Source organism: Herbaspirillum sp. SJZ106 (genome assembly GCF_006715495.1).
Classification (GTDB): domain Bacteria; phylum Pseudomonadota; class Gammaproteobacteria; order Burkholderiales; family Burkholderiaceae_D; genus Herbaspirillum.
In genome coordinates, this window is record NZ_VFNI01000001.1 from 244,137 (window position 1) to 257,901 (window position 13,765).

The following is a 13,765-nucleotide window of genomic DNA, read 5'->3' on the forward strand; positions in this document are numbered from 1 at the left end:
TGAATACCGGTAATATTCAAGCGCAACACGCTCATAAGGCAGCGAGTTGTTCTTCCGTCCGCGGCTTGGCGGCAGATGCCGAGGCAACGTTGTTTGCGGCTGCCGGCTTGGGCTCGGCGCTGGCGGAGACCGCCGGGGCTGCCGGCGGCAGCTTCACGGTCGCGGTGGTGTAGATCGACACGTTCTTCCCCATCGCCACTTGCTTCAGGTTCTGGTATTCGGACAGCACCTTCACGCCGTAGCCGCCGTCGTTGGCCATGTCAGCCGCGCCGACGTAGGACTTCAGGCCGGCTTCGATGGAGCCGCCGCGGGTCACGTATTCTTTCAGGATCTGCGAGCCGACACGGATGTTGGCAACCGGATTCAGGGCTGCCTTGATGCCGCCCAGGTCCTGGAACTTGTCATGGTGCACCTTGGACATCACCTGCATCAGGCCCTGCGCGCCCATCGGGCTTTCGGCGAAGGGATTGAAGCGGGACTCGATGGCGATCACCGACAGGATCAGCAGCGGGTCGAGCTTGATGTCGCGTGCCGTCAGGTAAGTGGCCGATACCAGCATGTCGGCGGCATCGTTGGCCACGCGGTAACGCTTGGCCAGCCAGCTGGTCACCAGCTTCTGCTGGCGAGGCGTGCCCAGCAGCTGGCGGTCTTCTGCCGACATTGCCGGGCCGGTTGCCGACGCCGTTGCGGCAGCCCCAGCGATCACCGGAATGGTGGGAACCGGCGCCGCCGGCGACATCAGTTCGGCCAGCGGCGGCACAGCCACTGCGTCGGCTGTTTGCACGTCGTCGGCCGAATCCGAGAAGGGCGACATGCTGATCAGCTTGTCGGCCAGGTCCGGATTGAAGAACATCAGCCCGAGTACGAACAGGGCGGCGATGCCGAGTACCGTGATTGCACGGTGGGCAACGCTGAAAAATTGACCAATGCGCGCGTTCAGGGATGCATTCCAGAGCGCGGCACGCTGAACCATCTGCGGGGCGCCTGCTAAAGGCGCCTCGGTAGCTTGGTTAGACATTGAACCTCCTGCGTTATTGCGGCAAATACAGGGCTCGCCGGCCAAGAAGTGGAGACCGGATAGCTGGACTGGCGTTGCTGCAATCTATTACGTTACCGTCGCAAGGCGTTACGGCAAGTAGTCATCCGCGAGGCCTGCTGGCCGTGCCGTCGGATGACGATGTTTCGGGGAGTAAGGCTGACGCCTTGGATGACACTTCTTTGTGTTGCTGGGACCCCGGTCCCTGGATACCTTGCAAGCTTGTTGTGATTGTTTCAAGCCTGTTGAGCTTCTTGGCTCACGCCCTTTCGTTTAGGGTGGGCGCATTGTAGAAGTCACTTTATATCGAGTCAATACTATAAAAACTGTTTTTCATAACTTTTGTGTCTCATTTTCAGCGTGGCCTTTCTTCAAAAATCAATAGAATCAAGCGTTTGCCGGGGATACCTGAGCCGGCTGTCATGCAAAAAGAAATTTGTTAAAAAGTATGAAATACACGGATCTGCGCGATTTTATTTCCAAATTGCAACAAAAAGGCGAATTAAAGCGCATATCCCTGCCTGTTTCCTCCCATCTGGAGATGACCGAGATCTGCGATCGCACGCTCCGGGCGGAAGGTCCGGCGCTCCTTTTTGAGCGTGTGGATGAGAAAAATATCCCGGTCTTAGCGAATCTTTTCGGTACTCCGCACCGGGTCGCATTGGGCATGGGCGCTGAAGATATCGGGGAATTGCGCCGTATCGGCCACTTGCTGGCGCGCCTGAAAGAGCCGGAGCCGCCCAAGGGTTTCAAGGATGTGCTGGGCCTGGGGACGCTGGTCAAGTCGCTATGGGACATGGCGCCCAAGGAGCGCAGTTCGGCGCCTTGCCAGGATGTGGTGTGGGAAGGCCGGGATGTCGACCTCTCGCGTCTGCCCATCCAGCATTGCTGGCCGGGCGACGTGGCGCCGCTGATTACCTGGGGCCTGGTGATTACCAAGGGGCCGCACAAGAAACGCCAGAATCTGGGGATCTATCGCCAGCAGGTGCTGGGCCCGAACAAGGTGATCATGCGCTGGCTGGCGCATCGCGGCGGCGCGCTCGATTTCCGCGAGCATTGCATCGCCAACCCCGGCCAGCCTTATCCGGTGGCGGTCGCCCTGGGCGCCGATCCCGCCACTATATTAGGAGCGGTGACGCCGGTGCCGGACAGCCTGTCCGAATACCAGTTCGCCGGCCTGCTGCGCGGCAGCCGCACCGAGCTGGTCAAGGCCATGGGCAGCGAGTTGCGCGTGCCGGCCTCAGCCGAAATCGTGCTGGAAGGGCATATCTATCCGGATGCAGACCATCCTTCGGGCTATGAGCACGCGCTCGAAGGCCCCTATGGCGACCACACCGGCTATTACAACGAGCAGGACTGGTTCCCGGTCTTCACCATCGACCGCATCACCATGCGCAGCGACGCCATCTACCATTCGACCTATACCGGCAAGCCGCCCGACGAACCGGCGGTGCTGGGCGTGGCCTTGAACGAGGTGTTCGTGCCGCTGCTGCAGAAGCAGTTCTCCGAAATTACCGATTTCTACTTGCCGCCCGAAGGCTGCAGCTACCGCATGGCGGTGGTGCAGATGAAGAAGTCGTATGCCGGCCATGCCAAGCGCGTGATGTTCGGCGTGTGGAGTTTCCTGCGCCAGTTCATGTACACCAAGTTCATCGTGGTGGTGGACGAGGACGTCGATATCCGCGACTGGAAGGAAGTGATCTGGGCCATCACCACGCGGGTCGATCCGGTACGCGATACGGTGATGGTGGATAACACGCCGATCGACTATCTCGACTTCGCCTCGCCCATCAGCGGTTTGGGCAGCAAGATGGGCATCGATGCCACCAACAAATGGCCGGGCGAAACCAGCCGCGAGTGGGGCACGCCCATCGCCATGAGCGACGAGGTCAAGCGCCGCGTGGACGATATCTGGCAGCAGTTGGGGATCTGATCGGCCGCATGGCCATCGACTGAAAAAGCCGCGCAATTGTATAAACAATTTGCGCGGCTTTTCATTGTGGCGCAGGCGGGATGCCGAATTCGCTGGCCGGGGCAGTGTGAAATGGAGTACAATTCGCCCCGGCGGGCCCCTGCGCATTGTGGCATGGTCAACCTGGTCAGGTCGGGAACGAAGCAGCCACAGCCATTTCCCGCAAGTGCCGCAGACAAGGCTCGCCTCTTCTCTTTCTTCTCTCCCGTCGTCTACATCGCCTGCCAAACGCCTTGAACCTCAGGCAACGTTGGTGTGCCGCGCATTCGGCCCGCTAGCTTCGGTTATGCAGCGCGCTTGTCGCCCAGCTTGTCTCCGAGGATGGCGGACACCCCGATGAAGGCCGGATAGTCGGCGGTAATCACGAAGGTCGGGATCTTTCTTGTCAGCGCCGACATGCGCCCCTTGTTCTCGAAACGCGGGCGGAACGGCGAACGCGCGAAGTAATCGCCCAGATGCGGCACCACGCCGCCGCCGATGTAGATGCCGCCCAGCGCGCCCAGCGTGAGCGCCAGGTTGGCCGCCACGGTGCCGAGCATGCTGCAGAAAATATCGACGGTTTCCTTGCAGTGCGGATCGCCTTGCCGCAGGCCGCGTTCCACGATCTGTTCCGCCTTGAGCGCTTCGCTTGGCAGCCCTTCGATGTCGCGCAGCGCCTGGTGGATCAGTTCCAGCCCCGGCCCCGATACCAGCCGCTCGGCCGACAAATGCTCGTAAGTACGCCAGCCATAGGCAAGAATTGCGGCCTCACGCGGATTGGCCGGCGAGAAGGACACATGCCCGCCTTCGCTGGCCAGCGGCAGCCAGCGCTCCCCGCCATATACCAGGCCGCCCACGCCCAGGCCGGTGCCCGCGCCGACCAGGCCGATGGGGCTGCCGGCTACGGCCTGGCCTGCGCCCACTTGCTGCAGTTCGGATGCGGCCAAGCGCGGCACCGCCATCGACAGCGCGGTGAAATCGTTGACCAGCAGCAGCGTGTCCAGGCGCAGCAATTGGCGCGCCGCTTCGATCGAGAACGCCCAGTCATGGTTGGTCATCTTGATCTGGTCGCCTTGCACCGGATTGGCGATGGCCACTACCGCATGCCGTACCGGCGGCTGGCCGGCTTGTTGCAGGTAGGCCTGTACGGCATCGGTGAATTCCTGGTAATCGGCAGCCGACAGGGTCTTGATGGCTTCGATGCGGCCCCGCCCGGGTTCCAGGGCGAAGCGCGCGTTGGTGCCGCCGATATCGGCTAGCAGGCGCGGGCCGTCGGCATGCTCGCCGTGGCCGGCATGGGTGGTGGCGTTGCTGCTCGGTTGGCCAGTCTGCATTCCCGTGGTCCTTGTCGTTGCGGGATGGCGGTGGGTGGCGCCGCCATCCATGTTGTGTCAAAGGTATCAAGAGATACGAAAGGGTACGAAGAGGATAACCAATTTCCTGCCTGTCCTGCCTGTTATGAGGCCGCATGCCGGCACAGGTTCCGGGCGCACGTCTGGTCGATGGGTAGTCCGCTGGCGCGAGGCGTGAAAAAGCCGGATTGCCTGCAGGAAGCAACCCGGCGACTGATCCGGCGCGATGGCGTTTGCGGGCTTATTCGCCGGCAAGGTGCAGCGTCAGCGCTTCCTGCATTTGCGCTACGACGCCGCTCCAATCTCCTTGGGTATCCTGGCGGAAGATGGTGAAATTCTGGTACCAGGGCGAATCCGTACGGTCGACCTGCCAGCGCCAGCAGCCGTTGAAGCGATCCAGCAGCCAGACCGGCTTGCCCAGCGCGCCGGCGAGATGGCACACCGATGTGTCGACGCTGATGACCAGGTCGAGATTGGCAACCAGTGCGGCGGTTTCGGAAAAGTCGGTCAACTGGGCGGAGAAGTCGTGCACACGGTCGCGCAGCGGATGCGCTTGCAACTGCGCGACGGCAGCCTCGCCCACCTGGAGCGAGACGAACTCGACGCCGCCCCGGCTGCGCGCCAGTTCCACGATGGGGGCCAGCTCGGCAAACGCAACCGAACGCATGGCATCGATGGCCACCGCGCTGGGATCGGTCGACTGCGAGCTGCCGGACCAGGCCAGCCCCACGCGCAAGGCGCGGTTTTGCGGCAGGCGCCGGTGCCAAGCGGCCCATTGGCCGGGGTCGGTGCTCAGGTAAGGCGCACGCGGGATGGCGTCTTCGGAAAAGGTTTGGCAGGCCAGCGGCAAGCTCATCAGCGGGCAGTGGAAATCGAAAGCGCGATGCAACGCGCCGCCGCGGGCGACTACCTCGCTCACGCCGGGTACAGTGCGCATCAGTCGTTCCAGCGCCGGCTGTACCTCAAGGATGACCTTGGCGCCTTTTGCCGCGACTACCGACACGTAGCGCGCAAATTGCAAGGTGTCGCCGAAACCTTGTTCGGCATGCAGCAGGATGGTTTTTCCTTGCAGGGATTCTTGGCCAAGCCACAGGGGCTGCTGGAAGCTGCGCCGCTGGTCTTGCATCTGCCGGGTTTCCCAGCGGGCTTCGTACTGCTGCCAGCCGTTGCGGAAGTCGCCTTGGCGCAATTGCATCAAGGCCTCGTTCCAGCGCGCCGAGTTCGTGGCCGGATCGAGCATCTGGGCCCGGCGATAGCTTTCCTTGGCTTCGTCGAAGCGGCGCAGCTCTTCCAGCGTCGCCGCGCGGTTGAACCACAGGTCATGGGAGCTGTCGTCCAGCGCCAGGGCGCGATCATAGGCTTCCAGCGCCTCATGGGGGCGGTGCAGGCGGAACAGTACGTAACCCCTGTTGATATGCGCCTGGGTGAAGTCGGGGGCGGCGGCAAGCGCGCGGTCATAGGCCTCGAGCGCATCGCCGAAACGATAAAAGTCCTTGTGGGCATTGCCCAGGTTGAACAGCGCTTCGATGAAATCCGGCCGCAGCGCCACCGCACGCTTGTAGCTTTCCTGGGATTCGCGGAAGTTGAACTGGTCGTACTGGCAGTTGCCGCGCTGGAACCAGGCCTCGGCGTTGTCCGGCGCGATCGCCACGGCCTTGTCGCAGTCCGCGAGGGCGTCGCGGCTGCGCCCAAGCCGCCGCAGCACCTGCGCGCGTTTGATGAAGGCATCGGCGAAATCGGGCTTGAGTTCGATGACGCGGTCGTAGCTCTGGACGGCATCCTGGTCACGGCCGAGGTGTTCCAGCGCGCCGGCATGGTCGAAATAGGTATCCACGTGCCGCGGATTGAGTTTGATCGCTTTTCCCAACTGCATTTCGGCAGCGTCCCAATCCTCCTGGTGCAGCTTGAGCATGCCGTACAGGTAGTTGGCTTCGAAGTGGCCGGGCGCTTTGGCCAGCGCTTTTTTGTAGAGTGCTTCGGCGGGCGCCATCTGGCCCTTCTGATGCAGCGCCAGCGCCTGTTGCAACAGGATGGTGGCGGCATTTGCTTGTTGACGCATAGGAATATGGAGGCTTGGTCTGCTGCAATGAAAAAAGCGGAGTGGCCGGCAATACCCGGCGCCGCGCGTTGTGCTGCCGCAAGTGTCCCAAATTCGCCGTTTTTTATCCAGCGGATTACAGCCGGAATTGCCGCCTATATCTTGGAACCTGTTTCCGCGCGAGATCGGGAACAGGTTCCTGGCCGGCGGCATTGGCGGCAGGGCCGTGAGGGCAGTGCCAAGCAGCCCTGCGCCTTTTCTTTTACACTGGGCACCGGCAAGGCGACGCCAGTGCGCCGCGCCGTCATAGATTGAGAAATGCAGAAATGGCCGCTCGACCGGCCACCATCCACTACGGAGTCTTCCCGATGAGTTTCGCCATCCCCGCGCCTGTCCAGCCCACTATTCCCGTGGTTGGCGGCAATCCTTTCCCGGTGCGCCGCATCTATTGCGTCGGCCGCAACTACGCCGCCCACGCCCGCGAGATGGGCCATGACCCGGACCGCGAACCGCCATTCTTCTTCATGAAGCCGGCCGACGCCATCGTGCCGACCGATTCGGTGGTGCCTTATCCGGCGGCCACCAGCGACTATCACCACGAGATCGAGATGGTGGTGGCATTGGGCCGGGGCGGGCGCGACGTGCCGGTGGAAAAGGCGCTGGAACTGGTGTTCGGCTATGCCGTCGGGCTCGACATGACCCGTCGCGATATCCAGGCCGCCGCCAAGAAGCTGGGCCGTCCCTGGGACATGGCCAAGGGCTTCGACCAGTCGGCGCCGTGCGCGCCGCTGCTGCCGGTATCCAAGGTCGGCCATCCCGACAAGGGCGCGGTCTGGCTCAAGGTCAATGGCGAAGTGCGCCAGCAGGGCGATTTGTCCGACCTGATCTGGAGCGTGGCGGAAACCATTTCCTACCTGTCCGGCCTGGTCGAGCTGTTCCCGGGCGACCTGATCTACACCGGCACGCCGGAAGGCGTGGGCGCGGTGGTCAAGGGCGACCGGCTGGAAGGCCATGTCGACGGTCTGCTCGATATCAACGTCACCATCGGCTGATCCGGGCGGGTTGGCTTCCCGGCCCAATGAAGCAGGCGCCGCGGCCTTGACGGGGCGGCGCCGGTTTTTTTGGATGTCTATATCGATGTCAAAATGGCAATGTTTTTGCCGATTTGCCTCGCCTTCGCAGGGGCGGACACCAAACTGTCATGAAGCCTGTTGCGATGCGGCGTATAATAGCGATCTTCCGGGCAATACCATCGGCGCGCCTTCTGCGCGTTGGCACGCACAGATTCGGTGTGAACAGGTACTGGCCCGGTCAGCAGATGCATCATCCGAAGCGAGCCGCCGCGTTGATTTGGCCCGGCCTCGCGTAATACTCTTCAACACTGAAAGCAATTGAACCCGTGCGCATGCACCCCATGCATCGGAGCCGTTGTACAGGCTGCCGCGGCGCTGTCGCACCGTTCGCAATAAACCATGTCCGACACCACGTCCGCGTCCGCAGCATCGACTGCACCCGCCGTCCGCTTTGAAGATTTCGGCCTTTCGCCGGATATCCTGAAGGCCTTGGCCGAGCAAGGCTATGTCCATCCCACCCCGATCCAGGCACAGGCGATCCCCGTCGTGCTGCAGGGACGCGATGTCATGGGCGCGGCGCAGACCGGCACCGGCAAGACCGCCGGGTTCTCGCTGCCGATCATCCAGCGCTTGCTGGCCTATGCCAGCACCAGCGTATCGCCGGCGCGCCATCCGGTGCGCGCGCTGATCCTGACGCCGACCCGCGAGCTGGCCGACCAGGTGGCCGAGAACGTCAAGGCCTATTCGCGCTTCACGCCGCTGCGCTCGACCGTGGTGTTCGGCGGTATCGACATGGCGCCGCAGACGGCCGCATTGCGCGCCGGCGTGGAGATCGTGATCGCCACCCCGGGCCGGCTGCTCGACCACGTGCAGCAAAAGACGGTGAACCTGTCGCAGACCCAGATCCTGGTGATGGACGAGGCCGATCGCATGCTTGACATGGGCTTTTTGCCCGACCTGCAGCGCATCATCAACCTGCTGCCCAAGCAGCGCCAGAACCTGATGTTCTCGGCGACCTTCTCGCCTGAAATCAAGAAGCTGGCCGCCAGCTTCCAGAACAACCCTGTCACCATCGAAGTCGCGCGCAGCAACGCCACCGCCGAGACCGTCACGCAAACCATCTACAAGGTGGATGAGAGTGCCAAGCTCGAGGCCGTCACCCACATCATCCGCGAGCGCGGCTTGAAGCAGGTGATCGTATTCTCCAATACCAAGATCGGCGCCTCGCGCCTGTCGCGCCAGCTGGAAAGCGATGGCATCAAGGCCTCGGCCATTCACGGCGACAAGAGCCAGTCCGAGCGCATGGCCGCGCTGGAAGCCTTCAAGCAAGGCCAGATCGAAGTGCTGGTGGCGACCGACGTGGCCGCCCGTGGTCTCGATATCGCCGAACTGCCATGCGTGATCAACTACGACCTGCCTTACAACGCCGAGGATTACGTCCACCGCATCGGCCGTACCGGTCGCGCCGGCGCATCGGGCGATGCCATCTCGCTGTTTTGCGATAAGGACGAGCGCCTGCTGGTCGATATCGAAAAGCTGATCAAGAAGAAATTCGAACGCGCGGAACTGGCCGGCTTCGTCCCGCGCACGCGCGAGCGCCATGAGCGTGCGGAGCGCGGCGAACGCAGCGTTCGCGGTGAGCGCAGTGAACGCGCCGGCCGTCCCGAGCGGAGCGAGCGCAGCCGCGACGGCGGCGCCCCGGTGTCGCGTCGCGAAAAGGTGGATCCATGGTTCCTCAAGCCTTACGAGCCGACCGGTGCCGCAGAGGTATCCACCAAGCCGGAAATCCTGCCCAAGTCGAATCGTCCCAAGCCTAAGGTAGCGGCGCTGCTGGGTGGCATGCCCAAGCGCTGAGCCGCTCCGGTTCAAGATCCAAGTCCGTAAAGTCCGCAAAAAAGTCCGCATTATGCGGACTTTTTTTGTGGCATCGCGATGGCGGCCGGGTGGCGTTAGGTCGCGTCATCCGGCGCCGAAGCGCACATCCCAGGCCGCCAGCGCCAGGCGCCAGAAGCCCTCCCTGTCATGCGCTGCGGCCGTATCCAATCCCAGGAACGTCGCGGCCCGTTGCAACTCATCCAGCGGCCGGTGGAGATCGATCGCCTGCGCGCCGTTCTGCTTGGAAAATTTTTCGCCCACGTCATTCATCAGCAGCGGCACATGCAGGTAGCGCGGCGTCGGATAGCCCAGCAGGCCTTGCAGGTAGATCTGGCGTGCGGTCGAATCCAGCAGGTCGGCGCCGCGCACGATATCGGTCACGCCCTGCTCGGCATCGTCCACCACTACCGCCAGTTGGTACGCCCAAAAACCATCGGCGCGCAGCAGGATAAAGTCGCCCACTTCACTGGCCAGATGCTGTTGCTGCGGCCCCAGCCAGCGATCGTCGAAGCGCACCAGCTCGCCCGGCATGCCGGCGTCGGGGACGCGCAGGCGCAGCGTGCGCGCCGCCTTGCCGGGCGCCAGCCCGTGGCGGCAGGTGCCGGGATAGATGGCCGCGCCATCGCTGGCGATGCCCACGCGCGAGTCGGCGATTTCCTTGCGGCTGCAGCCGCAAGGGTAGGCAAGCCCACCCAGTCGTTCGCGTGCCGCCAGGTAGCGGGCCTTGCGCTGGCTTTGCACCAGCACCGGGCCGTCCGAATGCATGCCCAGCGCCGCCAGCGTCGCTATGATGCCGTCGGCGGCGCCGGGCACGGTGCGGGTTTCGTCGATGTCTTCAATGCGCACCAGCCAGCGTCCGCCGTGGATGCGCGCATCCAGGAAGCTGGCCAGTGCCGCCACCAGCGATCCGGCATGCAGCGGACCGGAGGGCGAGGGGGCGAAGCGGCCGACGTAAGCGTTGCCGCTCATGCGTTCCTTCCGGGCGCGACCGGGCCCAGCAGCGAGCGTTGCACCTCCGGCTGCGACAGATGCTGGATGAACCACTTCAGCGATTTGCCCTGTTCCGCCTTGGGCCAGGCGATCATGAAATTGTCGTTGGGTTTGGCCGCCAGCGTCTGCTTTTCGACCAGCGCGCCGCTGGCCAGGTAAGGCGCGGCCCAGATGCGCGGCAGGTGGCCGCAACCCAGGCCGGCCAATTGCGCTTCCAGCTTGTCGGCCACCGTGGCCACCGTCAGCGTCTCCTGGCCGGACAGCAGCCCCATGGTCAATGTCGGCAGCGACTGGCTGTTGTCGCCCACGGCCACGGCACGGTGGCTGCGTACCAGTTCGGCCGGCAGCGGCTCCGCGGCATGGGCCAGCGGATGGTGGGGCGCGACGGCAAAGACCCAATCCACCATACCCAGTTCATGCATCTGAAAGCGCCCGCTGGTGCGCACGATTTCCGGCCCGTCCAGCGTCACCCCGATGACCAGGTTGGCGCGGCCTTCGATCAGCTTCTCCCAGGCGCCGGTCAGCACGCCCGGAGTGAAGCGCAGCCGGGTGCCGGACTGTTCGCGGTCGAAGGCCTCGATGATCGGCCGCATCTTGCCGAACGGAATCAGGCTGTTGAGGACGATGTGCAGCTCGGTTTCGCGTCCGGTAGCGGTGCGCTTGACGCGCTGCTCGAGATCGTTGGCGGCCAGCAGCAGGTGGCGGCCTTCCTGCAACAACTGCTGGCCGGCCGGGGTCAACTGGGCGCGGTGGCCGCGGCGGTCGAACAGCAAGACATCCAGGTCGTCTTCCAGCTTGCGCACGCTGTAGGTGAGTGCCGAGGGCACGCGATCCAGGGCCAGCGCGGCGGCGGCGAAGCTGCCTTTGCGGTCGATCATGTCGAGGATCAGCAGGGATTCCAGGGTCAGGTTCAAGAGGGCGCCTCGGTGGGATCTGTCTTGTTTAAATTATTTGAATGAGCCGTATGAATTTTAGGCCTTATGCCAGAAAAAGATAGTGTCTATAGTGGCTACATCGACAAACAATTTGTATGAATCAATCCGAGACATACAGAATTCACTGAAAGGGGTGTTGTCATGATGCAACTGCGCAAAGCAAACGATCGTGGACACGCCAACCACGGTTGGCTGGATTCGTATCACAGCTTTTCCTTCGCCGACTATTACGATCCGCAACACATGGGCTTCGGCCCGCTGCGGGTGATCAACGAAGACCGCGTGGCCGCCGGCCAGGGTTTTGGCACCCACGGCCATCGCGACATGGAGATCATCTCCTACGTGCTGGAAGGCGAACTGGCCCACAAGGACAGCATGGGCAACGGCAGCGTGATCCGCCCGGGGGACGTGCAGCGCATGAGCGCCGGCACCGGCGTGCGCCATTCCGAGTACAACCACTCGCAGGTTGGCGGCGCGCACTTCCTGCAGATCTGGATCATGCCGGATCGGGACGGCGCCGAGCCCGGTTATCAGGAAGCGCATTTCTCGGCCGCCGACAAGGACGGCAAGCTGCGCCTGGTGGCCTCCAAGGACGGGCGCGACGGTTCGGTCAGCATGAACCAGGATGCGCTGCTGTACGCCGGCCTGTTCGACGGCGACCAGCACGCCAGCTACACGCTGCCGCAAGGGCGCCTCGGCTATGTGCACGTGGCGCGCGGCAAGGTGAGCGTCAACGGCCAGGCGCTGGAAGCCGGCGACGCGCTCAAGCTGGCCGAAGTCGACAAGCTGGAGATCAACGGCGGCGACAAGGCCGAAGTGCTACTGTTCGACCTGCCGCGTTAAACCTTGTTGTTGCAGTACCCGCCGGAGCCGATCACCCGGCGGTTTTTTTGAAGTACCCAAACTCCCACTCGAGAAGGAAACATCATGACTAAAGTCGCCATCGTCTACCATTCCGGCTACGGCCATACCAAGAAGCAGGCCGAAGCAGTCCATGCCGGCGCCGCGGCGGTTGCCGGCGCCAGCGTCGAGCTGATCGCCATCAATGCCGAAGGCAATATCACCGACGCCGACTGGGCGACGCTGGATGCGGCCGACGCCATCATCTTCGGTTCGCCGACCTACATGGGCAGCGTTTCGTGGCAGTTCAAGAAATTCGCCGACGCCTCGTCCAAGCCCTGGTTCAGCCAGAAGTGGAAAGACAAGGTCGGCGCCGCCTTCACCAACTCGGCCACCATGAACGGCGACAAGCTGTCGACCCTGCACTACCTGTTCACGCTGGGCATGCAACACAGCATGATCTGGGTCGGCACCGGCCTGATGCCGGCCAACAGCAAGGCTGCGCAGCGCAACGACATCAATTTCGTCGGTTCCTTCTCGGGCCTGATGGCGCAAAGCCCGTCGGATTCCTCGCCGGAAGAAGGCCCGCTGCCGGGCGACCTGGAAACCGCCAAGCTGTTCGGCGCGCGCGTGGTTGAGACTGCCGCCAAGTTCAAGAAGTAACCGGGCTTTCGCCCAGCAAAAAGCCCACCTCTTGCGAGGTGGGCTTTTTCATTGGAGCGGAGCGCGGACGATCAGGCTTGCACGGCGGCCGCTGGGGCGGCGTCGGCCGTCGCGCGTTGCTTGGGCGCGCAATGCGGGCATGACTTGCCCGGCACGTAGTCCGGCGACAACTGCTCGCGCGGCGTGACCACGGCGCGGCAGGCGAAGCATTGCGCGGTCTGGCTTTCCTTCAGGTCGGGGCTCAGCGCGGTACGGTAGTCGAACACGAAGCAGTCGCCTTGGTAATGGGCGCCGCCGACTTCCTCGAAGTAGCGCAGGATGCCGCCTTCGAGCTGGTAGACGCTGTCATAGCCGATGTTCTGCATGTGGATCGCGGCCTTTTCGCAGCGGATGCCGCCGGTGCAGAAGGTGACCACCGTCTTGCCGTCGAAATCGGGTTTGTGCTCGGCGATGACTTGCGGAAATTCGGTGAACTTGGCGATGCGGTAGTCGACCGTGTGCTCGAAGGTGCCCACATCGACCTCGAAGGCGTTGCGGGTATCGACCATCACCACGGGTTTGCCGTTGTCGTCATGGCCCTGATCCAGCCAGCGCTTCAGGTCCTGCGGCTCCACCGACGGGGCGCGGCCTTGTTCCGGCTTGATCAGCGGGTGTTTCATCGTGATGATCTCGGCCTTGAGCTTGACCAGCATGCGGGTGAAGGGTTGCTTTTCGGAAAAGCTCTCCTTGACCACGATGTCGGCGAAGCGCGCATCGGCGCGCAGCCAGGCCAGGAAGGCGTCGATCTCGTGGCGCAGGCCGGCCAGGAACAGGTTGATGCCTTCCGGGGTCAGCAGTATGGTGCCGCGCAGGTTGTGCTTCTGGCAAAACTCAAGGAATTGCGGACGCTTTTCGGCCGTGTCGTCGAAGGTGATGAATTTGTAGGCGGCGATGTTGACGTAGGGGGTATCCGGGGACTGCATGGTTGTTTGCTCTAAGTCTTTGAATTGTCAGCATTATATACGCGCGAGCC

Annotated in this window: 11 protein-coding genes and 1 other RNA gene; 6 read left to right on the top strand and 6 right to left on the bottom strand. The window is 63.1% G+C overall.

Annotation, left to right across the window (positions count from 1 at the left end; genetic code table 11):
* Positions 1–31: 31 nt before the first annotated feature.
* Positions 32–1,018, bottom strand: coding sequence for a transglycosylase SLT domain-containing protein (locus FB598_RS01105; RefSeq protein WP_141911789.1), 987 nt, complete (start codon positions 1,016–1,018; stop codon positions 32–34).
* Between the two features lie 466 nt (positions 1,019–1,484).
* On the opposite strand from FB598_RS01105, the gene ubiD reads away from it, so the two are divergent.
* Positions 1,485–2,969, top strand: a complete 1,485-nt coding sequence (gene ubiD, locus FB598_RS01110; RefSeq protein ID WP_141911791.1) for a 4-hydroxy-3-polyprenylbenzoate decarboxylase — start codon at positions 1,485–1,487, stop codon at positions 2,967–2,969.
* 130 nt (positions 2,970–3,099) lie between these two features.
* Positions 3,100–3,198: signal recognition particle sRNA small type (gene ffs, locus FB598_RS01115), an RNA gene on the top strand.
* A gap of 94 nt (positions 3,199–3,292) precedes the next feature.
* Here the strand turns inward: ffs and FB598_RS01120 are convergent.
* Together FB598_RS01120 and FB598_RS01125 are read right to left on the bottom strand one after the other, a co-directional pair.
* Positions 3,293–4,321 carry a glucokinase gene (locus tag FB598_RS01120; protein ID WP_141911793.1) on the bottom strand — a complete coding sequence of 343 codons (1,029 nt, stop codon included), beginning with the start codon at positions 4,319–4,321 and terminating at the stop codon, positions 3,293–3,295.
* Positions 4,322–4,580: 259 nt separating this feature from the next.
* Positions 4,581–6,398 (bottom strand): tetratricopeptide repeat protein, encoded by a 1,818-nt coding sequence (locus FB598_RS01125; protein WP_141911795.1) that lies wholly within the window; start codon positions 6,396–6,398, stop codon positions 4,581–4,583.
* Positions 6,399–6,745: 347 nt separating this feature from the next.
* Between FB598_RS01125 and FB598_RS01130 the strand changes: the two genes are divergently transcribed.
* Both FB598_RS01130 and FB598_RS01135 read left to right on the top strand, forming a co-directional pair.
* Entirely contained in the window at positions 6,746–7,429 is a 684-nt protein-coding gene (locus tag FB598_RS01130) for a fumarylacetoacetate hydrolase family protein (protein WP_141913311.1), read from the top strand.
* 420 nt (positions 7,430–7,849) lie between these two features.
* Entirely contained in the window at positions 7,850–9,304 is a 1,455-nt protein-coding gene (locus FB598_RS01135) for a DEAD/DEAH box helicase (RefSeq protein ID WP_141911797.1), read from the top strand.
* Between the two features lie 105 nt (positions 9,305–9,409).
* Here FB598_RS01135 and gluQRS read toward each other — a convergent pair whose 3' ends face one another.
* Both gluQRS and FB598_RS01145 read right to left on the bottom strand, forming a co-directional pair.
* Positions 9,410–10,294, bottom strand: coding sequence for a tRNA glutamyl-Q(34) synthetase GluQRS (gluQRS, locus tag FB598_RS01140; RefSeq protein WP_141911799.1), 885 nt, complete (start codon positions 10,292–10,294; stop codon positions 9,410–9,412).
* Positions 10,291–11,229, bottom strand: a complete 939-nt coding sequence (locus FB598_RS01145) for a LysR family transcriptional regulator (protein ID WP_141911802.1) — start codon at positions 11,227–11,229, stop codon at positions 10,291–10,293. The genes gluQRS and FB598_RS01145 overlap by 4 nt, the downstream gene beginning before the upstream one ends.
* A 162-nt stretch (positions 11,230–11,391) precedes the next feature.
* On the opposite strand from FB598_RS01145, the gene FB598_RS01150 reads away from it, so the two are divergent.
* Both FB598_RS01150 and FB598_RS01155 read left to right on the top strand, forming a co-directional pair.
* Positions 11,392–12,093, top strand: coding sequence for a pirin family protein (locus FB598_RS01150; protein WP_141911804.1), 702 nt, complete (start codon positions 11,392–11,394; stop codon positions 12,091–12,093).
* An 84-nt stretch (positions 12,094–12,177) separates the two neighbouring features.
* The gene (locus FB598_RS01155; RefSeq protein ID WP_141911807.1) at positions 12,178–12,753 is read left to right on the top strand and encodes a flavodoxin family protein; all 576 of its coding nucleotides are present in this window, start codon (positions 12,178–12,180) and stop codon (positions 12,751–12,753) included.
* 71 nt (positions 12,754–12,824) lie between these two features.
* Here the strand turns inward: FB598_RS01155 and FB598_RS01160 are convergent, their stop codons facing one another.
* Complete coding sequence (locus tag FB598_RS01160; protein WP_141911809.1) at positions 12,825–13,715, bottom strand: sulfurtransferase; 891 nt, start codon at positions 13,713–13,715, stop codon at positions 12,825–12,827.
* Positions 13,716–13,765: the final 50 nt, after the last annotated feature.